The following is a 20,522-nucleotide window of genomic DNA, read 5'->3' on the forward strand; positions in this document are numbered from 1 at the left end:
TCCTCCAAAAAAATCATGATTCACTATCGGATGCGTCCGCTTCTTGGGAAATGGCAACATCAATATATGCATACCCAGCGGTAATGCCGTCTGCTAAATTCAAGGTAATCGGCACCTTGTGATGCCCCACAGAAAGTCCGCTTACATCCACAGTACCCGTAAGAGTACTCTCATCTATATTATTAATCAATGTTTCCTCACCTGTTATCACAACTTTGGCACTGCCGCTGATTTCATAACTCATTCCGCTTACACCTTTTAGCACAGTCAGCTGGTTTGAACGAACCACAATCTCACGGCTGTTTGCAGCCAATACTTGCACATTTACCTGTATGGTTGGGCTGCTGCCATCTTTAATGGCTATCCCCTCAGGAAGATAATCCGCCACAGCGAAGCTCTTTCGAAGGGTAGCACCGCTTCCTGAAATATCAATATCCGGTAATTGAAGATAGATAAAATCTTTCAAAATTTCAGGGTTTGCAACAACTTCTATGGTTTGAGGTGTACAAGTTGTTTCCCCAAATTCAAAGCCATCAGCAGGGGTACCTGAAATATTCACCTTAATAGGAATGGATTTTAAACCCAGTGCACCGTAAATCACCGTAACTTCAGATGTGCCTAGCTTTACACCCTTCACTTGCGTCCCATGGGAATCATAAGGAACCAGCTTGGCGTTAAGCTGCACATCCCCTTGAACATCCTGCGCGTTAATCATTCCTCGTACCGCAATAACCCGCTCCACTGACGACGCAGGCCCTTTCACCCAAACAGTATTTGCACTCAATACAGGGGCAGAATACAAAGCATTCTTGGGAAGCTCGCCATTTAGAGTGATTTCAATAGGAAGCTCCTTACTTGCCAATCTTTCGATACTCACCTGAATATTTGCAGGGGCCTTACTCACAATGGTATAGCCACTGTATCCCCCAAGCATTTCTACCTTCACAGGCAAGGAAACCGTGTCTCCCGCCATAGCATTTTTCAGCCCAGAAAAATCCACAGAAACTTGCAGCCAATCGTTAGACTGGTTTAAACGATCCAAGGAGGTACGCTGTGCCTTGATTTTAATATTCACCTTTGTTGCAGCGATATCCTCCGCATTTCTTGCCGTCAGGCCACGGTCTGTTAAGACCTCCATATTGTCTAATGTAATATACTTGGAATAGGTTCTTGTGTCAACAGGCTGATTGATATTAATTACCATGAACCACATGATTGTGGCAATGCCTATGGAAAGCAGCTTCCATCCCAAGTCTTTCATCAGTGTTTCTTGAAATTTTTTCATTTATCCTGCCTTCCTTTCCAAAAAGAGAGTTTCTTCTTGCCAACTTTCTTGGTTTGTGAAAGCATTGTTCTCAATTGATCAGCAGTTAAATCTCGGTAAAGAACACCACCTCTGGCCACGGAAATAGACCCTGTTTCCTCAGATACAACAATAACATAAGCGTCTGAAACCTCACTGGCACCAATGGCCGCCCGATGTCTCGTGCCCAATTCCATGCTGATTTCATTGCTGTCGGTTAAAGGCAAAAAGCAGGTGGCTGCCGCAACCCGATTTCTGCGTATAATTACGGCACCGTCATGCAACGGCGTGTTATGCTCAAAAATATTGATTAATAACTGACTGGATATTAATGCATCAATGGGAATCCCAGTTCTCTCCAAATCCCCCAAGGGCACCTCCTGCTCAATCAAAATTAAGGCACCGGTCCTTACCGCCCCCATTTTGTCTGCGGCCTTGATGATTTCGTCCACTGTTCTTGTGGAAGCCTTCTGACTGTCTTCCTCATCAGTACGAATGAAATACGAAAAAAACCGCCCCTTTCCCAGCTGTTCCAAAGCTTTTCTAAGCTCTGGCTGAAACACAACAATCACTGCAATGATACCAACAGAAATGGTGTTTGACAATATCCAAATAATTGTGTGCAGCTGCAAAATGGCAGCGATGGCTGCCAAGGCAAGAATGACCAATATACCCTTAAACAGCACCCATGCCCTTGTTTCTTTAATCCAAAATATAATTTTATAAATAATATAGGCAACAATCAGAATATCTAAAATATCTGAAAATCCAATGGATGGCCGAACAAAGCCTGTTACCCCCAAATTGTCAAATAAACCTTTTAATGCCTCCATAAAATACACCCTACCCCTTGGAAATGTGACACTATTTCCATTATATCATATTAACGTGCCATAAATTCTTAAAAAAAAGAGAAAAATACTCGTCCAAGTTTCTGATACCGAAAAATTGACTCTTGAAAAAGACTCTGTTTTTTAAGCCTTCAAGCTTGCATATAAAACCTGAAAATCCAATTCCTTTACATTTCAGAAAAAGATTCTAAAAATCAAAATGAATCCAAGTTCTTGATCTCCTATTTCTTTTAAAAAAGCCATGAAAAAAAGACTTATTGAGTCTTTTTTTGCAATTGTATCTATTATAACATAAATCCATAGAAATTGTGAAACAAAGTCTATGAAAAAGACTTGGTAGGAAAAAAATTCATGTTAATGTTTTATATCTTGAATATTTGTTCTTCATGAAATCAATATTCAACAAAAATTAGCAGATACTCATAACGCCCCATGAAGTATTGAAAGCTCCACAACTAAAAAGAAGGAGCTTAAACATCTATATCTTATAGCTGTATTCCAAAGAAAAGGTATAAAAAAAGCACGGAAATCCTGAGTTTTGATTACCGCGCTCTTTCATTTTCATTTATTTATCAAGGGGTCTCATAGTAGGGAATAAGATTACGTCCCTAATAGAAACTGCTTCTGTCAACAACATAACAAAACGGTCAATACCTACACCCAAACCACCGGTAGGAGGCATGCCATATTCCAATGCAGTTAAGAAATCCTCATCAATCATATTGGCTTCATCGTCCCCAGCTTCACGCAACATTTCCTGATATTCAAAACGTCCACGCTGGTCAATGGGGTCATTCAGCTCGGAATATGCATTTGCATATTCACGGCCTACAATAAATAATTCAAAACGGTCTGTATAATCAGGGTTCTCTGGCTTTCTCTTTGTCAATGGAGATACCTCAACGGGATAGTCAATAACAAAAGTAGGCTGAACCAAATTCTTTTCTACAAATTCTTCGAAGAACAATAACAGAATATCCCCTTTTACATGACGGTCTTCAAAAGCAATATGGCGTTCCTTTGCCAATGCCTTTGCTTCCTCTGTATCCTTTATTGCATCAAAGTCTACACCGGTATATTCTTTTACCAAAGAAACCATGGTTTTTCTTGCAAAAGGCTGACCTAAATCTAATTCGTGACCACCATACTGTACCTTTGTTCCACCCAACACATTTTGTGCAACAGTGCGGAACATTTCCTCAGTAATATCCATCATGCCATTATAGTCTGTATAAGCCTGATATAGCTCCATCAATGTAAATTCAGGGTTATGTCTTACAGAAATCCCTTCGTTACGGAATACACGCCCGATTTCATAAACTCTTTCAAAACCGCCTACAATCAGACGCTTTAAGGGCAGTTCAAGGGCAATACGGCAGTACATATCAATATCCAGTGTATTATGATGTGTGATGAAAGGTCTTGCGGATGCACCACCTGCAATGGTCTGCAATACAGGGGTTTCTACCTCTAAAAAGCCCTTTCCATCTAAAAATCTTCTGATTTCGCTAATAATTTTGGAACGCTTAATAAAAGTATCCCTTACCTCAGGGTTTACAATCAAGTCCATATATCTTTGGCGATAACGCATTTCCTGATCTTTTAAGCCATGGAACTTCTCAGGCAGAACCTGCAAGCTTTTGGAAAGAAGGGTAACCTCCTTAGCATGCACAGAAATTTCCCCTGTCTTTGTACGGAAAACAAAGCCTTTGATTCCCACAATGTCGCCAATATCAAACTTTTTGAAAGCGGCATATTCCTCATCTCCAATATCGTTACGGCTCACATAGGACTGCATATTACCGTTACGATCTTGAATATTGCAAAAGGATGCCTTCCCCATAATACGTTTGCTCATCAAGCGGCCTGCAATTGCCACATCCTTGTTTTCCAACTCGTCAAAAGCATCTCTGATTTCGTCGCTATGATGGGTTACATCAAATTTTACAATTGCAAAAGGATCCTTCCCCTCTGCCTGTAATTGTGCCAGTTTTTCACGTCGGATGAGAATCTGCTCACTCAGCTCCTGCTGGGTCAATTCCTTCTCCTGTACGTTTTCGTTTTGCTCTGCCACGTTTCTTCCTCCATTCCCTTTTGGCCTTTGTATTCTGCCAACCTTATAGTGTGTTATCTTTTAATCGATACTATTTCAAAAACAGCTTCTCCGTCAGGTGTTTCAATGCTGATTCTTTCCCCGGTGGAATGACCCAAAAGCGCCATGCCAACAGGGGATTCATTGGAAATGCGTCCATTCATAGGGTCTGCTTCTGCAGAACCAACAATGGTATAGGTCATCACCTCATCAAATTCTATATCATGAAGCTCTATCGTTGAACCAAGGCTTACCACCTCGTTGGATACTTCTTCATCATCAATGACCTCTGCATTACGCAGCATTTTTTCTAGAACAACAATTCTTGCTTCAATTTCAGCCTGTTCTTCCTTTGCAGCATCATACTCCGCATTTTCAGACAAGTCTCCCTGTCCTCTTGCTTCTTTAATCTTTTCTGCCACTTCTTTTCTTTTGACAGTTTTCAAATTTTCCAGCTCTTCCTCCAGCTTTTTCAAACCATCATAAGTCAAAACAACCTTTTTCTCAGCCATGGTCGTTGTCATCTCCTTTTTCCCGGAACTCTCCGCTTTTTTTGCTTCTCCTTGTCAAAATCGCACAAACAAGGAAAAAAGAGGGCCTTGACCCTCAAAATTCATTGATAAATTATATAATACTTAAAGAAGAGTGTCAATGTTAATCCCCCAAATTGTCCAAATCCTCTTTGATTTTGCCAATCTTCACCCGCTTACCCAAAGCAGAAAACCCACAAACGGAAAAATCGTTCTGTTTTAAGGCATGAAAAACCTCTTCTGCTTTTTCAGACGGATAATTATCCAGCCAAAATCCTTGAAAATCCATGTTTTGCGTAAACGCCCATGCCTCTGCCCATCTTCCCTCCACTTGTTTTTCTGCGTAGGTAAAATAAAACCCTTCTGCCGCCGCTGTATCCCACCGTCTTTGCAATAGTCTGCGCAAAACGGGACGATTCCCCACAGCATCGATGAAAACAGCATATCTTTTTATAATGTGCTCATAACCCGTTTGCTCCATGCCGCAAACAATTATGGCATCCGCCTCGGAAAACAACGGGTTTTTTGGAGAAGAAAACACCTCGGTGCGCAAGCCTTTTTCCGCGAAAAGCTCCTCTTGTATTTCTTCCAGCTCCTCCATAGTATCTGCAAAAAACGAAAGATGATTCACATAATCTCCCATTCCCGCCAAAACCAAGGGCAGTATTTCCGAATCCGTACCGGAAATCAAAAAATGTGCCTCCTCAGGATTTTTTCCCTGCCGCCGTAATGCCTCTGCCGCCCCGTCAAAAGCAAACAATGCCGCCAGAACCCGCCCTTTGGCAATGGGTAGAATCTTTTGGGGAAACTCCCCTTCCGTGGGTGCAATAATAATTCCGGCACCCTCTGCCGCCAAAGTTTTTACCAATTCCTCAGCTTTGGTTCGCCAAGGCACAGACAAACCCTGACCATCAGAAACGGATAGTATCCCTTGTAATATGCCCTCTTTTTCCTGAATAGTAAAGGGCTTTTTTGAAAGAATGTACTTATTGCGTAATTTTTCCGTTAAAATATTCGTCCAACAAGGTAATGTTACCCGTTCTTCTTTTTCCAGAAAACGGACCTCTGCAATTTTCATATGATATCCCCCTTTTCGCAATATTTATGTATTTCTTGTCATACAATTTGACCGTCTTGTGATTTTTCAAATACCCTGTCATTCACTGCAATCAACCCCTTTTCTCTCAAAAATAGAAATTGTATATATTTTTGAACAATTTTTTATACCTATTTCCTGCTACTTTTTGGAATATAAAATCATAAATAATTTTCTATTTTAATATAATTATATATGTTTTTAATTCAATACAATTACTATATAGTAAAAATAAACAAAAAAATGCTTTTATTAAGGATTTACCCATTTTTCCAATAAATATTATTGGTGAAATATTGACAATGATATTTATATTCATTATCATCAGCTTAGCAAAGTTTTTTATCCTGTGCCGGCCAAGCTGGATGCAGGCTGTATTTTATTCGTGTTTTGTATACTGTATATGAAAGGAGCCTACTCATGAGCGCAAAAATCATGAAAACTATGGATGGTAACGAAGCTGCTGCGTATATTTCTTACGCTTTTACAGAAGTTGCAACCATCTATCCCATTACACCTTCCTCCCCTATGGCTGAGCATGTTGATACTTGGGCGGCTAATGGCAAAAAGAATCTTTTCGGCCAAACCGTTCGCTTGGTGGAAATGGAATCTGAAGCAGGTGCGGCAGGCGCAATGCATGGTGCATTGGAAGCAGGCACGCTGACAACAACCTATACTGCCTCTCAAGGGCTTTTATTAATGATTCCACCGATGTATCGTATTGCAGGGCAATTAAAGCCCGGCGTATTTCACGTTAGCTCAAGAACCGTTGGTACCCACGCCTTCTCCATTTTTGGCGACCATTCCGACGTTATGAGCTGTCGTCAAATCGGCTGTGCTATGCTCTCCTCCGCTTCCGTTCAAGAAGTTATGGATTTGGGCGGTGTTGCCCATTTAGCAGCAATCAAGGGCAGTGTTCCCTTTATTCATTTCTTTGATGGCTTCCGCACCTCCCATGAGCTGCAAAAAATTGAAGTTATGGATTATGAAAAAATTGGAAAGCTGATGGATCAGGATGCCCTTCGTAAATTCCGTAAAAACGCATTGAATCCCGAACGTCCTGTACAGCGCTCTATCGTACAGAATCCTGACGTTTTCTTCCAAAACAGAGAAGCGTGTTCTCCTTTTTATAAGAACCTTCCTGCAATTGTGGAAGAATACATGAACCAAATCAATGAAATCACAGGCAGAAATTACAAGCTGTTTAACTATTTTGGTGCGGCTGATGCAGAGCATGTGATTATTGCTATGGGCTCTGTTTCCGGTGCTATTCAAGAGGTTGTTGAGCATCTGAACGAAAAAGGCGAAAAAGTTGGTTTCTTGCAAATTCATTTGTATCGCCCCTTCTCCATGGAGCATTTTATGGCGGCTCTACCTGAAAGCGCAAAAATCATTACTGTAATGGATAGAACCAAAGAACCCGGTGCTTTGGGCGAACCTCTTTACGAAGATGTTTGTTCCGCTTTGATGGAAAAAGGCAAAATGCCATTGGTGCTTGCAGGCAGATATGGTCTTTCCTCAAAGGATGTAACCCCCGCTCAAATTGTCTCTGTATTTGACAACATGAAGGGTGCACGTAAAAACCACTTTACTGTGGGTATTAATGATGATGTCAGCATGACCTCCCTCACCGTAGGTGCAGAACCTGAGGTAACAGATGCATCCACCATCGCTTGTAAATTCTGGGGCCTTGGCTCCGATGGTACCGTTGGCGCTAACAAAAACTCCATCAAAATCATTGGTGACCATACCGATAAATATGCGCAGGCATACTTTGAATATGACACTAAAAAATCAGGCGGTATTACAAAAAGCCATTTGCGTTTTGGCAATGTGCCCATTCGCTCCAGCTATTTGGTTTTTAAGGCAGACTTTGTTGCTTGCCATCAGCAGTCTTACATAAGCAAGTACGATATTGTTTCCGAAATCAAACCCGGTGGCACCTTCCTTTTGAATTGTGGTTGGAAACCCGAAGAACTGGATGCACACTTGCCCGCTGACGTAAAGAAATATATTGCGAACAACAATATCTCTTTCTATACCATTGATGCTGTAGAAATTTGTCGTGAAATCGGTTTGGGCAACAGAACAAACAGCGTGTTGCAATCTGCTTTCTTTAAGTTGGCAAACATTATTCCTGCGGAGGATGCTCTTGGCTATATGAAAGCCGCAATTGAAAAATCCTACGGAAAAAAAGGCGAGAAAATTGTAAATATGAACTATGCCGCTGTAGATGCAGGTTTAAGCGGATTAGTAAAAATAGATGTGCCTGAAAGCTGGAAAAATGCAACAGAAGTGAACAAAGAAGATTTGAAACGCATTTTGCCCGAATATATTGAAAAGCTTTTGATTCCTATGAATGCACAAAAGGGAGACACTCTGCCCGTTTCTGTATTCTTAGGCAGAGAGGACGGCACCGCCCCTTTGGGTACCTCCGCTTACGAAAAGCGTGGTGTTGCCATTGATGTGCCTGAATGGAATATCAGCAACTGTATTCAATGTAATCAGTGCTCCTATGTTTGCCCTCATGCTTGTATCCGCCCCTTCCTGTTAACTGAGGAAGAAGCAAAAAATGCACCCTATGGCTATGAAACAAAAAAGGCCAACGGTGCCGGAGAAATAGCAAACTATCAATACCGCATTCAGGTAGACCCTCTGGATTGTCAGGGCTGTGGTGCATGTGTTGTGGCATGTCCCGCAAAAGAAAAAGCATTGACCATGAAACCTTTGGATTCTCAGTTGGGAGAAATGACAAATTGGGATTACTCCTTGTCTCTTTCCTATAAAGAAAATCCTCTGGATAAATATACTGTAAAAGGCAGTCAGTTTGAACAGCCTTTACTGGAGTTCTCCGGTGCTTGTGCCGGCTGTGGTGAAACCCCTTATGCAAAGCTCATGACACAGCTCTACGGCGACAGAATGTATCTTGCCAATGCAACAGGCTGTACTCAAGCTTGGGGTGCTGCCGCTCCTTGTGTGCCTTATACAACAAATAAGGATGGCTGGGGCCCTGCATGGAGCAACTCTCTGTTTGAAAACAATGCACAGTTCTCCTTAGGTATGGTTTTGGCTGTTGAACAGCAAAGAGAACGCTGTGCAATGCAGTTAAAAGAATTGTTAGAGCTTAGCAACGACGAAGCTTTACAGACCGCCGCAAAGGTTTGGTTTGAACACTATGACGATGGTCACAGAAGCAAAGAGGATACCCAAGCCTTGATTATGGCATTGGAAAAAGCAGCCGTTCCTGCTGAAGGTGCAGAGTTGAAAGCTTTCCTTTTAGATAACAAAGAGCATCTGGCGAAGAAATCCATGTGGATGTACGGTGGTGATGGCTGGGCATACGACATCGGTTATGGCGGTTTAGACCACGTATTGGCTTCTGGGGCAGACGTAAATGTATTGGTGGTAGATACTGAGGTATACTCCAATACAGGCGGTCAGTCCTCCAAAGCAACACCTATTGGAGCAGTTGCACAGTTTGCCGCAGGCGGAAAACCTACAGTGAAGAAGGATTTAGGCCTGTTAGCAATGAGCTACGGCTATATCTATGTTGCACAGGTTGCCATGGGTGCAAACCCTGCTCAGCTGATTAAAGCAATGAAGGAAGCTGAGGCATACAAAGGCCCTTCCTTAATTATCGCTTATGCTCCATGTATTAACCATGGCATCACAAAGGGCATGGCAAATGCCCAAGTAGAAAGCAAAATGGCAGTAGACGCAGGTTATTGGTTCTTGTATCGCTATAATCCCGAGTTGAAAAAGGAAGGCAAAAATCCGTTCATTTTAGATTCCAAAGAGCCAACCATGGATTATAACGACTTTATTATGGGCGAGGTTCGCTATTCCTCTTTGGTTCGTACCTTCCCAGAAACAGCAAAAGTTCTGCTCAAAGAAGCCGCCGAACAAGCAAAAGAAAAATACCAGACCTATAAGAAGATGGCAGAACATGATTAATACCCAACAAAAAAAGAGAAGCGTATTTACCTTACAATTTTAATCATAAAAAATAAGCCCCCAATGCAGTGGGGACTTAAAGAGAACCGACTTTGTCGGTTCTCTTTTTTTAACAGAATGGAAAGTCAAACCTTGGAGCTTTTCCCTCAATCACCATAAGGATTTTACCTGCCATAAGGGGAACCTTATTTTATATCTAATTTATAATTTTATTATAAAACGTTTTTTCTATCTCAATCAATGCCTTTGCTTCTCCAAAATAGGCATGTTCTATTTTATCTTATTTTTGTACATGGCTTTGTCCGCAAGATCCAAGATATCCTCTATCGTCTTTCGTTTCTTGTCATGGAAATCCCATATGCCAATGCTCAGAGATAATTCCGTCCCCTCCACATCCCATGCATTATATTTCTGCACAAAACGGTTAATCCTTCGAATATTTTTTTCTTTACTGATTGTTTCAAATAATTCGATCTAAATCAACACAATAAAAACAGAATACCCATTTTCAACCCTAATAACAAGATGTTTTCATAAAGAATAGTAAGATGAGCGTCTGTCGGCTGTGCTACATAATCTTGTTGTTTGGTGCTCGTGTATAGTAATTTCTTAGCTTGCCTAGGGCAAATAAAATGGACAATCAATATGTATTAAATTCGGCAGGCCTGGCCTGATTTTTTAGATACTACGGAAAGTTAGCTTGACATGAAAAAACGTTTGTGATATATTAAAAATGTAAAGTATGCTTTCCACTAAAAGGAGATAGGTGTATGAAAAATAGATTGGAAGAATTACGAAAACAGAAAGGTATTAAACAAGAAGATTTAGCGTCAGTACTGGAAGTATCAAGACAAACAATAGGTTCGTTGGAAAACGGCAGATATAACCCATCAATATTATTAGCTTTCAAAATTTCTCAGTTTTTTGGCCTGCCTATTGAAGAAATTTTTATATATGAGGAGGAAACGAAATGAAAAAAGATATGTTATATAGTGGTTTGGGGTTTATAGCACTTGGAATAGTTTTTCTAATCCTTTATATCATAATGAGCGGCGAAGGTATAACATCTAATTTTATGGGATTTTCAGGTGGTTTCACCGCACCGGGAATTATTATGCTCTATAAATACTTTCATTGGTCAAAACCTGAAAACGAAGCCGCATACGAAGAACTATTAAAAAACCAAAAAATCAATGCAAAAGATGAACGAAAGATTATGATTCGGAGAATATCAGGGCATGTTATGTATACGATTACAATTACCGTGTTGGCGTTATTAGCTTTTGTGCTCTCCCTATTTGATGTTGATAAATGGATACTGCTGTTGATTGCAACTCTTTTGATTTTTGAAATCGCCGGAGGATATATTGTTTATTTACATTATAATAAAAAACTGTAGACACATAAACAACAATCAGTCTTTGAATCCTCTTTCCAGAATTTATGCACAAAAACAAAACCGTGGCTTACTGATAAGGTAAGTCGCGGTTTATGCTTAAAATCCTATGGATATCTCTAACACTTAAATAAAATACGCACTATCTCATTTTCATTTTAATCATGGCTTTTCTGGGCAGCTTGCTTTGTGGCATGAACTGTGCCCTTGGGGTGATGAGGCGGCGCATAAATTGTATATACCTTTAAAGGTCTATTGCCAATATTAATTACATTATGCCAAGTTCCCGCAGGAACGAAAATTGCATACTGACTATCAACATTACGCTGATAATCCAGTTTATCCTTACTGCTCCCCATTTGAACAATGCCCACTCCGTCCTCAACACGAATAAATTGATCCACATCGGGATGCATTTCTAAACCAATGTCACCGCCTGAAGGAATACTCATCAGTGTTAGCTGTAAATGTTTACCCGTCCATAGTGTGGTACGATAATTCTGATTCTGTTTGGTTACCTTATCAATATTGACCACAAAGGGCTCAGGACCACAATCAGTAATATCAGACATTCGGTTCATGGGTTTCCTTCCGGTATTTCTCATATTATTTTGCAAGTTATTTGGATACATTTTCAATTCCCCTTTTTCATTTTATCCTATATATTTTATGACATAGAAAGGGAAAATAGAAACCATCTTACAAAATGATGGCTGTACCTTAAAATAATCCTAAACATTTCATACTTTCTTGGGATAAGAATATCTATTACCCGAGCTTTATATATCTTCTTCACATTATTATTTTTTCTCGCCAATTGCCTTATCTTTTGCCAGAACTGCATCAAAGGCCTTTACCAATACAGATTCAAAGCCTCCTCCTTGCAATGCACTAACCCCCTCAATGGTAGTCCCGCCCGGAGAGCACACTTGATCAATCAACGGCCATGGCGCTTCCCCACTTTCCAGTACCATTTTTGCACTGCCTAAAACCGTTTCGGCAGTAAGCTGTAACGCTTGCTTTTTGGGCATTCCCGCCTTAAGGGCAGCATGAGCCAAAGCATCCATGTATAAGTATGCAAAGGCAACCGATGCACCGCCAATAACACTGAAAATAGAAAATTGACTTTCTTCTATTTCCGCTACTGTGCCTATTGTCTCAAAAATTTCTTTTACCAGCTGCTTCTGCGGAGAGCTTACAAATGAGTTTACACAAAGTCCTGTGGTTGAGGCGCCGATTTTTGCATTAATATTTGGCATTACTCTAACAATCGGTGTCTCTTCAGGAAAAAAATCCGCCAGATATTCTAAGGTTTTTCCTGCGGCGATAGAAACAATCAGGGGCTTTTTTTCCTGAAAATCCGCTTTTAGCTCTGGCAAAAGAACCGATAATACATTTGGCTTCACTCCAAGTATTACTACGTCGCTGTTTGCAATCACCTCTTTTGAGGATTGACAGGCATTTGCACCACATTCCATAGCCAATGTTTGTGCTGAGGCGACGCTTTTGCTGCTAAGATATATATTTTTTCCCTCAAATACCCCTTCACCTAAAGTCATGCCCTTCACAATTGCACCCACCATATTTCCTGCTCCAATAAAACCAAATTTCATGTTTCATTCCTCCTATCTGCCTACGTATGGTTTTTCACTCCTGAAATTGTATACAAACTTTTTTCTCATTTTACAGCCGTTCCCTTCAAAATGCAATCCTATCTCATCTTGCCCATTGGGCGGGTACGTATTATACTATTAGAAAAAGGAGGTGCGAGATGAGTCTCGTTTTTTTACATTACCCAAAATGCAGTACCAGCAACAAAGCAAAAAAATGGTTGGATTGTGCTAATATAGAATATTTTCAGCGTCACATGGTTGAACAAAACCCCTCCGCAGAGGAGTTGGAATTTTGGTGGAAGTTAAGCGGCTTACCCTTAAAGAGATTTTTCAATACCAGCGGTCTTTTATACAAGGAACTGAATCTAAAGGATAAACTCCCTCAAATGAGCGAAGAGGAGCAGCTTGAACTTTTAGGCACAAACGGTATGCTGGTAAAACGCCCTCTGGTAATTGGAGAAGATTTTGTGTTGGTAGGTTTTCAGGAAAAGGAATGGGAGAAATTAAAGAATAACTGATAGCATAGAAGCATGTATCTTCCAATATTGAAATAATTGAAAAAAAGAGCTTATTTCCCGCTAGTTTGGAAATAAGCCCTTTTCATTCTTCAAATCCTCTGAACCTTAATATAATCGCCCTTATCCCGTATGAATTTCGAGAAACCCCTATTGCAAACAAAAAAATATCCTTAAAATGAAAAGCATCCGTTGTGCAAAATACAGCAAAACGGATGCTCCATTACTTATCTAAGCTCCAACCATAGTCATTATGATAAACCATTTGGCGGGACATGCCACCATCAATACAAATGTTTTCCCCTGTAATAAACCCTGCTTTTTTACTGCATAAAAACAGAGCCATTTCAGCAATATCCGAGGGGTTTCCCACCCGCTTCACAGGGTGCTGCTCCGCATCCCCACCGTCATAGGTGGTATACGCTGTGTCAATCCAACCGGGAGAAATAGAATTCACCCTTACTCTGCCGCCAAGGCTGATGGCCAGAGCATGGGTCATGGATGAAAGCGCCCCTTTTGCCGCAGTATAGCTTTCTGTATTCGGCTGGCTCATGCGGTCTCTTGTGGAAGAGATATTTACAATTGCCGCCTCCGGGGTAAAATAGGAAAGAAAAAGCTTTGTCAGATAGTAAGGCGCAACCACGCCAATTCGCAAAGCATAATCAAAAGCCCCATATCCACAGGCATTGATGCCCCCCATGGAAATCATTGCATTGTTAATTAAATAATCCACCTTTCCATGCTGGTCAATCACCTTTTTTACAAAGGCCTCCAGCGTTTCCCGATCTCCAATATCTCCTATAAAATAAGGATTTTCCTCTCTGTCAATGATACAAACAGTAGCTCCCTCTCTAATAAATGCCTGAGCAATGGCTTTCCCTATGCCATGGACGCCGCCGGTAATCACTGCAACTTTTCCTTCAAATTCCATACATTCAATCCTTTATATATAATATTAATCCGTCTGCTTGAGTGGTATCCACAAAATTCGCAGGGGTAACCTGGGTTTGAAGCATCGCCTCTTCCTCAAGGCTGCGTTCTTTTTTATGTTTCAAAATTTGAAATAGAACTTTCATCATTCCTTTGTGAGCGAATTTCAAATGTTGATAATCCAATGCTCCATGAAAACAAAAGATTTTTGCGTGATCCATGAGCATTGGGGAAAGGCACTTATCTAAACCCTCTCTGATATATTTTGTGTTTCTTGCTATTTGAGGATCTGAAAAGCTGCAAGTAAAAATCACCAATTTTTTATTGCATAACGTCTCTTGGTTTTTTTTCAACCACTCATTGCCATTTAAAGACCCTGCATAAATGCCTCCGCCGTAAATAACGGTATCATAGGGGGATAAATCCTTTGCTTGTGCTGTACTAAGAAGATCAGCCTGTAATTTTTCCGCAATATATTCTGCATATTTTTTTGTACTGCCGTATTCGGAACAAAATATCACTGCTGTTTTTGCCATTCATACCTTCCTCCTTACATTACATTGTTTGAAATCCATCCCTCAGAACCCATTTCTATTTCTATAATGTTACCAAAAAATCCTTTAATGTTACCAAATCCTCCTGATAAACCTGGGTTAAAGCCCTATTATAAATGATTGCCGCAGGATGATATAAAGGAAATAAAATCCTACCATCTGTAAGGGTGTAGGGCTTGCCATGAACATCCCCGATATTCATACTGTTATCCCCAGAAACCGCCTTTAGAGGCACATTGCCCAATGTAACAATCATTTTTGGAGCAATCAACTGGATTTCATCCATCAAGTAAGGCAGAAAAAATGCAATTTCATCCTTGGAAGGTGGACGGTTAACCTCTTTTCCCGTTTTCGGGCTACTTTTTGTGGGACGCAATTTCACCACGTTGGAAATATAAATTTCATCCCGCTTTAATCCAATTACTTCTAAGAAAGCAGATAGATTTTTTCCCGCTTTACCCACAAAGGGCTTGCCCTGTTTTTCCTCGTCCCCTCCCGGTGCTTCTCCAATCATCATCAAAATAGGCATCTGAGCCCCTTCTCCAAAAACCAGCTTTTTTTCACCAAAGGCAGAACACTGAAAATTCTTTTGCAATTTTTCTTGAAAATCTTTTTGCTGATTCATCTACATTTCCTCTCCAAACAGAGTTATCCACAATTTCATGACCTTATCCACAGCTTTTTTGTTGATAACTTTTTATGTATACCCCAATATATAGTGTTAAATTTCTCGATTCGACAATTTAACATGGAAAATTCGTTGTAAAATAAGGAACGATTATTATTCATCTAGTGTTGCATATTTTAAAAGTGGATAACTTCCACATTGTCCACAGAAATCATGTGGATATCTCCTTCTGTTTTCTATCCAGCTTTCGATAGATTAAGAATACCAGACTTCCACCAATAAAGCCACCAATATGGGCAAAATTATCTATGCCCATATCCAAAAAACCAAAGCCTATGGAAGTAACTACCAATAACAGCATGGTGGCATAATTCATTCCCGTATATCTGGGACCGTATAATTTTGTCAGCACAAACATAGCCCCCATTAGTCCATAAATTGCTCCCGATGCACCAATTGCCAACACATCATGAAATAAAATGCTAAAAAGGCCCCCACATAAACCGGAAACCAAATACAAAATGAGAAAGCGTTTACTGCCTAATAGATACTCGGCTTTAAAACCGAAATAATATAAAAAGATACTATTTGACAACAAATGCATGATGCCACTGTGTAAAAACATAGACGTTATGAAACGGTAATATTCCCCTTGCCAAATACCGCTTCTGCTGATCCCATAGGCTCGAATCATGCTTCCACCCCTAGCGGATAAGGTGGTATCAATCAACAGCACTACGCAAAGCAGAAATATGAAAATACATGCCCATGGCAACCCACTTTTCATCTCTGGTTTTGGGGGCACCTCAGGTACCTTTCCCTCTGCCGCACGAAGCAACAGCTTTTCTATGCCAAAAAGACGGTCTGGTTCCCCTGCACCGGCAAAAACCTTTTTCTTTTCAATGGAATAACGCCAATTCACAGCATGAATCCGTTCATCAAAATAAACGGGAGCAGGGAATCCCCCTTCCTCCTCCGATAAATAGATACCAAGGCTGATAATATGGGTACAGCGCATCTCTTCAAGGTCTTGAGACATTTCCTTTGTGTATGTAGTTAAAATTTCTGGAAATTCTTCCTGATTATCTTTTTCAAATACTCCAATAATATATAGAACAGGATTTTCTATGCGTAGAAAAATTCCCGGTACCTTTTCTCCGTTTGCAGTTCTCCCTTCAAAAAAGCTTTGGGACAATAATTGTTCATTAAATTTTTCTATAAATTTTATTAAGTTATCCACAATAATATCCACAACATTATCCACACAAAAATATATCACATTCCGTTGTAATTGTCAAACAATTACATTTCTTTTACAAGAAAAAACTTAAGACAATTAACCCTAAAAAACCCGGTGCCCCCAATAATCCTACCGTAAAAAGCGTTGCTGGATTTACTCCCACCGGAAGCCCGAAGCGATTACACAGCCACAGACAACAGCCGCCGACAGCCGCCGATAGTATAAACCGCAATACAATTCTTAATGGTTTTGCCACTGCCGTCAATATCAAAATAATCAGACAGCTGATAATCATAACCGATAATACCTCTGTCATGGTTCTTTTCTCCCCCTTCTGTACCTTTCAGCCTATTTTTAGAAAAGGCCCCGTCAACCCCATTTCCTTTGCTGTTTTTATAAAATAATCATACTTTTTTTGCAAAGCCGTAATTTCAAAAATATAACTGTCAACCAAAGCCTCATCTGTAGCAGCCTCAAATCCCTGTCTTGCGCAAATCAATCTAGTCTGAATGTCTTGAATGGCAAGTAGTATTTCATCCCCTTCAGTAAGCACACTTCCCACCTTTTGCTTGCCTATATTCATCCGCTTGCCTCCTTCCTATTACCCTAAATATAAGCAAAAAAAACCTGTTTTATTCCTTTTGCAAAGGGTTTTCCAAAAAAGAAAGGCATGTTTTATGGTTTTTTCTATTTTTAGCTGGATTTGAGCTTTTTTACAGTAATAAAAACTTTCTCTTACTTAACTTTAACATTAAAATAACCTCCGGCCTTTGGACGGAGGTTAAAGTTTGAATCATATAAACCATTATTGAAAAAACATTATCTTGAAAAAATTTTTCATTATACAAGAACAAATACAAGTATTCAAAAGCACAAAATAGCTTCCTTCACTTTGCCTATCATATCTTTGTTTTGCCCTGCGCTTTTGCTTTCGCAAAACATGGCTAGCCCCCTAATAGCATTCATTAAGCGCCGGTAAATTCCACGGCAACTGGGCTTTCATTCACAAAAATAATCAGACGGTATTGTTCGCCTTTTGTAGTATTACCACAGAAGGTCTTCCAGTTATAGCTTAACTCCGTGGAAGCTCCACTTTCCAGGGCAACCTCTTCATCACTCCAATTTGCCTGGGCAGTTCCCGCAAATTCCTGCCACTGGCCATCCTTCATTTGTTCAAAGTGATATTCCTTGGCACCATAGCTTACTGCTTCCTTCGTATCATTGGTAAGGATAAACGTACCTGCGGAACTTTTTAGTGTATCCTCTTTTAAGGAAAGAGTAATTCCCTCCTGTGTATTCACTTCTGTGTAAGCAGTACCTTCACTATTACTACTGCCACAGCCTGTGAAAAGAAACATCAATACTGAAATCAAAAAAATCAAACACTTTTTCATTTCTTTTCCTATCCTTCCTGTTTCTATTTTAATTGAAAAGAATTAATCTTATATTGCCCTAATTGATTTCATTTAACAGTAAAAATAAACCATTACTTTCTCAAATCTTCCAAAATCTGTGTTTTTCCTTCTGTTTTTTCATCCTTCATTTTAATTACCTTTGCAGGGGAGCCGGCAACCACCGCACCGGCAGGAACATCCTCTGTCACCACCGCGCCTGCCGCTACAACAGCATTGGCACCAACCTGAACGCCCTCCAAAACAACAGCATTGGCACCAATCAGCGCACCATCTCCAACCACAACAGGTGTTGCACTGGGTGGCTCTAAAACTCCTGCCAATACGGCACCGGCACCAACGTGGGCATTCTTTCCTACCGTAGCCCTTGCACCTAAAATTGCGTTCATATCAATCATTGTACCATCGCCAATCTCCGCTCCGATATTAATGACAGCACCCATCATTACAACTGCATTTTTGCCGATTTTTACACGGTCACGAATAAAACAACCGGGCTCAATACGAGCTTCCAAATTAGTAATATCCAGCATAGGAACTGCAGAATTTCTTCTGTCATATTCCACATGGGTTTCCTGAATATCCCCAGCCTTTTCTTCTAAAACATCTTTAATCAAGGCATAGTCACCAATCATAATCCAGAAGTTACCTTCGCCGAAAATTTTTACATTTTCTTTTTCTACACCCTTCAGATCACCCTTTACGTAAACCTTCACAGGTGTAACCTTCTTGGCATCCTTAATATACTTTGCAATCTCATAAGGATTTGTCATATCATAATTCATTTTTGCTCCTCCATTCATAATTATATAGGTCAACCCTACCAAACTTACGGACATCCAAGCATGGAACCCATGATTTTTTGACCCTTGTATGGTATTATAAATGAAAAAAAAATATTTTCCAAGGCTCTTTCACAGTTTTTATGTTACAATAGAAAAAATTGTGTTTAAAAAGGAGGGCTTTATTTGCGTGAGGATATTTTAAAGATGGAGGATGCGCTTAGGCAAATACGTCGGGATCTGCACCGAATTCCAGAGTTAGGGCTTTCGGAACACAAAACCGCCGCTTACATAGAGCATATGCTGAAAGAATTGGGCGTAGATGAGGTTACTCGCTGCTTAGAAACGGGAGTCATAGGCATAATCAAAGGGCAAGGTTTGGAAAAACCCATTGCCTATCGTGCGGATATGGATGCGCTGACTGTAGAAGAGTCTCCCCGTCCCTATGCCTCCTGCCATAAGGGTTTGATGCATGCCTGCGGGCATGACGGCCACATGGCCATTTTGTTGGGCTTCGCCAAATATCTCATGTCAAAAAAAGTGCGTCCTAAGGGAGATGTGATTCTGATTTTCCAGCCTGCCGAAGAAGGCCCCGGTGGTGCAAAACTGATGGTTGAGGCGGGAATTATTGAAAAATACAACATTTCCAAGGTAATCGGCTGTCATATTTTCCCCGATGTTCCCCAAGGCAAGATTGCCTGCAAAGCGGGCGGCATGATGGCACGAAACGGAGAAGTCACAGTGCGTATTCTTGGAAAAAGCTCCCACGGTGCACAACCCCACTTGGGCGCCGATGCTCTTTTGGCTGCAGGAGCAGTCATTTGCGGCATACATACTATTTTATCCCGCAATATTTCTCCTTTAGACAGTGGCATTCTCTCCTTTGGCACCATACAGGGAGGCGAAGCCTGCAATATTGTGGCAAAGGAAGTTCGTATAGAAGGAACCATGCGTGCCTTTTCTGATGAAGTTTATGAAAAAATGGTTTCTAGGGTGGAGGAAGCCGTAAGTTTTATTGCCAAAGGCTATGGTTGTGAAGGAACCGTTGAATTCCGACATATGTACCGTGTGGTAAATAACGATGCTGCTTTGGTTAGTGCATTAGAGGCGGCCTGTGGCGACAACTATATAACCACACAGCCCTATATGCTTGCCGAAGATTTTTCCTTTTTTCAGCAGGCAGTCCCTGGTTTATTCTTCTTTTTAGGCTCCGGAAACCCCGAAAAAGGTTTCGTTCACCCCCTCCATAGCGCAGAATTTGATTTTGACGAAAAAATTTTATGCCACGGTGTAGAAGCATATATCTCATTATTAGAAAAGCTAGGGCTGTTTTAATAACCTATGCCATTCAAATTTGTCATTCTGAAAAAGTGGTAATGCTTGAAAAAAGGATATTCCATAATGAGCCGATGGCCTCACGGGATATCCTCTTTTTATGGGACGATTCTGAATTTCATCCGAATTTTAACCAAAAGGTATTTCATATATAATATTATTAAGAATCTATAAAATTTTTTTCCCCTCTTTAAACACTATCTCCATTCAAATAACCTCGAAATGTCCAAAAACAGTTCTATAATCACAACAAATCAAAACTGTCAAAATCTTTAAAATTTCTTAATGAAA

At 40.4% G+C, this 20,522-nt stretch carries 21 protein-coding genes; 5 read left to right on the forward strand and 16 right to left on the reverse strand.

What is annotated here, in order from left to right:
- Window positions 1-13 precede the first annotated feature (13 nt).
- The 5 genes from CPRO_RS14495 to CPRO_RS14515 form a co-directional block, all read right to left on the reverse strand.
- Window positions 14-1,285 carry a CdaR family protein gene (locus CPRO_RS14495; RefSeq protein ID WP_066053421.1) on the reverse strand — a complete coding sequence of 424 codons (1,272 nt, stop codon included), beginning with the start codon at window positions 1,283-1,285 and terminating at the stop codon, window positions 14-16.
- A complete protein-coding gene (cdaA, locus tag CPRO_RS14500) occupies window positions 1,282-2,136 on the reverse strand; it encodes a diadenylate cyclase CdaA (RefSeq protein WP_066053424.1) in 855 nt (284 codons plus the stop codon). Before cdaA ends, CPRO_RS14495 begins: the two co-directional genes overlap by 4 nt.
- A gap of 583 nt (window positions 2,137-2,719) precedes the next feature.
- Window positions 2,720-4,192, reverse strand: coding sequence for a lysine--tRNA ligase (gene lysS, locus CPRO_RS14505; RefSeq protein WP_330383894.1), 1,473 nt, complete (start codon window positions 4,190-4,192; stop codon window positions 2,720-2,722).
- An 89-nt stretch (window positions 4,193-4,281) separates the two neighbouring features.
- Window positions 4,282-4,758 carry a transcription elongation factor GreA gene (gene greA / locus CPRO_RS14510; protein WP_066053427.1) on the reverse strand — a complete coding sequence of 159 codons (477 nt, stop codon included), beginning with the start codon at window positions 4,756-4,758 and terminating at the stop codon, window positions 4,282-4,284.
- A gap of 142 nt (window positions 4,759-4,900) precedes the next feature.
- A complete protein-coding gene (locus CPRO_RS14515; RefSeq protein ID WP_066053429.1) occupies window positions 4,901-5,854 on the reverse strand; it encodes a hypothetical protein in 954 nt (317 codons plus the stop codon).
- Window positions 5,855-6,292: 438 nt separating this feature from the next.
- On the opposite strand from CPRO_RS14515, the gene nifJ reads away from it, so the two are divergent.
- Window positions 6,293-9,826 carry a pyruvate:ferredoxin (flavodoxin) oxidoreductase gene (gene nifJ / locus CPRO_RS14520; RefSeq protein ID WP_066053432.1) on the forward strand — a complete coding sequence of 1,178 codons (3,534 nt, stop codon included), beginning with the start codon at window positions 6,293-6,295 and terminating at the stop codon, window positions 9,824-9,826.
- Between the two features lie 270 nt (window positions 9,827-10,096).
- Here nifJ and CPRO_RS15460 read toward each other — a convergent pair whose 3' ends face one another.
- Window positions 10,097-10,300, reverse strand: a complete 204-nt coding sequence (locus CPRO_RS15460; protein ID WP_143148957.1) for a diguanylate cyclase domain-containing protein — start codon at window positions 10,298-10,300, stop codon at window positions 10,097-10,099.
- A 296-nt stretch (window positions 10,301-10,596) separates the two neighbouring features.
- On the opposite strand from CPRO_RS15460, the gene CPRO_RS14525 reads away from it, so the two are divergent.
- On the forward strand, window positions 10,597-10,800 hold the full coding sequence (locus CPRO_RS14525) for a helix-turn-helix transcriptional regulator (protein WP_066053436.1): 204 nt from the start codon (window positions 10,597-10,599) through the stop codon (window positions 10,798-10,800).
- On the forward strand, window positions 10,797-11,225 hold the full coding sequence (locus tag CPRO_RS14530; RefSeq protein WP_066053439.1) for a hypothetical protein: 429 nt from the start codon (window positions 10,797-10,799) through the stop codon (window positions 11,223-11,225). The genes CPRO_RS14525 and CPRO_RS14530 overlap by 4 nt, the downstream gene beginning before the upstream one ends.
- A gap of 155 nt (window positions 11,226-11,380) precedes the next feature.
- Here the strand turns inward: CPRO_RS14530 and CPRO_RS14535 are convergent, their stop codons facing one another.
- Together CPRO_RS14535 and proC are read right to left on the reverse strand one after the other, a co-directional pair.
- Window positions 11,381-11,854 carry a cupin domain-containing protein gene (locus CPRO_RS14535; RefSeq protein ID WP_082754386.1) on the reverse strand — a complete coding sequence of 158 codons (474 nt, stop codon included), beginning with the start codon at window positions 11,852-11,854 and terminating at the stop codon, window positions 11,381-11,383.
- Window positions 11,855-12,022: 168 nt separating this feature from the next.
- Entirely contained in the window at window positions 12,023-12,835 is an 813-nt protein-coding gene (gene proC, locus CPRO_RS14540; RefSeq protein ID WP_066053443.1) for a pyrroline-5-carboxylate reductase, read from the reverse strand.
- A 158-nt stretch (window positions 12,836-12,993) separates the two neighbouring features.
- On the opposite strand from proC, the gene CPRO_RS14545 reads away from it, so the two are divergent.
- On the forward strand, window positions 12,994-13,353 hold the full coding sequence (locus tag CPRO_RS14545; RefSeq protein WP_066053444.1) for an arsenate reductase family protein: 360 nt from the start codon (window positions 12,994-12,996) through the stop codon (window positions 13,351-13,353).
- Between the two features lie 220 nt (window positions 13,354-13,573).
- On the opposite strand, the gene CPRO_RS14550 is transcribed toward CPRO_RS14545, so the two are convergent.
- The 8 genes from CPRO_RS14550 to dapD all read right to left on the reverse strand — a co-directional run bounded on the left by CPRO_RS14550 (window position 13,574) and on the right by dapD (window position 18,899).
- Complete coding sequence (locus CPRO_RS14550) at window positions 13,574-14,281, reverse strand: SDR family oxidoreductase (protein ID WP_066053446.1); 708 nt, start codon at window positions 14,279-14,281, stop codon at window positions 13,574-13,576.
- 4 nt (window positions 14,282-14,285) lie between these two features.
- The gene (locus tag CPRO_RS14555) at window positions 14,286-14,816 is read right to left on the reverse strand and encodes a flavodoxin domain-containing protein (protein ID WP_066053449.1); all 531 of its coding nucleotides are present in this window, start codon (window positions 14,814-14,816) and stop codon (window positions 14,286-14,288) included.
- Window positions 14,817-14,877: 61 nt separating this feature from the next.
- Complete coding sequence (locus CPRO_RS14560) at window positions 14,878-15,459, reverse strand: uracil-DNA glycosylase (RefSeq protein ID WP_066053453.1); 582 nt, start codon at window positions 15,457-15,459, stop codon at window positions 14,878-14,880.
- Window positions 15,460-15,673: 214 nt separating this feature from the next.
- Entirely contained in the window at window positions 15,674-16,714 is a 1,041-nt protein-coding gene (locus CPRO_RS14565; RefSeq protein WP_066053456.1) for a rhomboid family intramembrane serine protease, read from the reverse strand.
- A 61-nt stretch (window positions 16,715-16,775) separates the two neighbouring features.
- Complete coding sequence (locus CPRO_RS14570; RefSeq protein WP_066053458.1) at window positions 16,776-17,018, reverse strand: pro-sigmaK processing inhibitor BofA family protein; 243 nt, start codon at window positions 17,016-17,018, stop codon at window positions 16,776-16,778.
- Between the two features lie 27 nt (window positions 17,019-17,045).
- Window positions 17,046-17,285 (reverse strand): DUF2508 family protein, encoded by a 240-nt coding sequence (locus tag CPRO_RS14575; protein WP_066053460.1) that lies wholly within the window; start codon window positions 17,283-17,285, stop codon window positions 17,046-17,048.
- A gap of 382 nt (window positions 17,286-17,667) precedes the next feature.
- On the reverse strand, window positions 17,668-18,096 hold the full coding sequence (locus CPRO_RS14580; RefSeq protein WP_066053463.1) for an immunoglobulin-like domain-containing protein: 429 nt from the start codon (window positions 18,094-18,096) through the stop codon (window positions 17,668-17,670).
- Between the two features lie 92 nt (window positions 18,097-18,188).
- Window positions 18,189-18,899: a 2,3,4,5-tetrahydropyridine-2,6-dicarboxylate N-acetyltransferase gene (dapD, locus tag CPRO_RS14585; RefSeq protein ID WP_066053466.1), complete on the reverse strand. Its 711-nt coding sequence runs from the start codon at window positions 18,897-18,899 to the stop codon at window positions 18,189-18,191.
- 183 nt (window positions 18,900-19,082) lie between these two features.
- Between dapD and CPRO_RS14590 the strand changes: the two genes are divergently transcribed.
- Complete coding sequence (locus CPRO_RS14590; RefSeq protein WP_200777649.1) at window positions 19,083-20,231, forward strand: M20 metallopeptidase family protein; 1,149 nt, start codon at window positions 19,083-19,085, stop codon at window positions 20,229-20,231.
- The last annotated feature ends 291 nt before the right edge of the window (window positions 20,232-20,522 follow it).

Origin of the sequence: Anaerotignum propionicum DSM 1682 (assembly GCF_001561955.1) — a bacterium.
GTDB lineage: Bacteria > Bacillota > Clostridia > Lachnospirales > Anaerotignaceae > Chakrabartyella > Chakrabartyella propionicum.

Bases quoted from the DNA above. Each gene is read 5' to 3' on its own strand.
- CPRO_RS14495 (WP_066053421.1), bottom strand. From the start codon at position 1,285: ATGAAAAAATTTCAAGAAACACTGATGAAAGACTTGGGATGGAAGCTG.
- cdaA (WP_066053424.1), bottom strand. From the start codon at position 2,136: ATGGAGGCATTAAAAGGTTTATTTGACAATTTGGGGGTAACAGGCTTT.
- greA (WP_066053427.1), bottom strand. From the start codon at position 4,758: ATGGCTGAGAAAAAGGTTGTTTTGACTTATGATGGTTTGAAAAAGCTG.
- CPRO_RS14515 (WP_066053429.1), bottom strand. From the start codon at position 5,854: ATGAAAATTGCAGAGGTCCGTTTTCTGGAAAAAGAAGAACGGGTAACA.
- nifJ (WP_066053432.1), top strand. From the start codon at position 6,293: ATGAGCGCAAAAATCATGAAAACTATGGATGGTAACGAAGCTGCTGCG.
- CPRO_RS14525 (WP_066053436.1), top strand. From the start codon at position 10,597: ATGAAAAATAGATTGGAAGAATTACGAAAACAGAAAGGTATTAAACAA.
- CPRO_RS14530 (WP_066053439.1), top strand. From the start codon at position 10,797: ATGAAAAAAGATATGTTATATAGTGGTTTGGGGTTTATAGCACTTGGA.
- CPRO_RS14535 (WP_082754386.1), bottom strand. From the start codon at position 11,854: ATGTATCCAAATAACTTGCAAAATAATATGAGAAATACCGGAAGGAAA.
- proC (WP_066053443.1), bottom strand. From the start codon at position 12,835: ATGAAATTTGGTTTTATTGGAGCAGGAAATATGGTGGGTGCAATTGTG.
- CPRO_RS14545 (WP_066053444.1), top strand. From the start codon at position 12,994: ATGAGTCTCGTTTTTTTACATTACCCAAAATGCAGTACCAGCAACAAA.
- CPRO_RS14550 (WP_066053446.1), bottom strand. From the start codon at position 14,281: ATGGAATTTGAAGGAAAAGTTGCAGTGATTACCGGCGGCGTCCATGGC.
- CPRO_RS14555 (WP_066053449.1), bottom strand. From the start codon at position 14,816: ATGGCAAAAACAGCAGTGATATTTTGTTCCGAATACGGCAGTACAAAA.
- CPRO_RS14560 (WP_066053453.1), bottom strand. From the start codon at position 15,459: ATGAATCAGCAAAAAGATTTTCAAGAAAAATTGCAAAAGAATTTTCAG.
- CPRO_RS14570 (WP_066053458.1), bottom strand. From the start codon at position 17,018: ATGACAGAGGTATTATCGGTTATGATTATCAGCTGTCTGATTATTTTG.
- CPRO_RS14575 (WP_066053460.1), bottom strand. From the start codon at position 17,285: ATGAATATAGGCAAGCAAAAGGTGGGAAGTGTGCTTACTGAAGGGGAT.
- CPRO_RS14580 (WP_066053463.1), bottom strand. From the start codon at position 18,096: ATGAAAAAGTGTTTGATTTTTTTGATTTCAGTATTGATGTTTCTTTTC.
- dapD (WP_066053466.1), bottom strand. From the start codon at position 18,899: ATGAATTATGATATGACAAATCCTTATGAGATTGCAAAGTATATTAAG.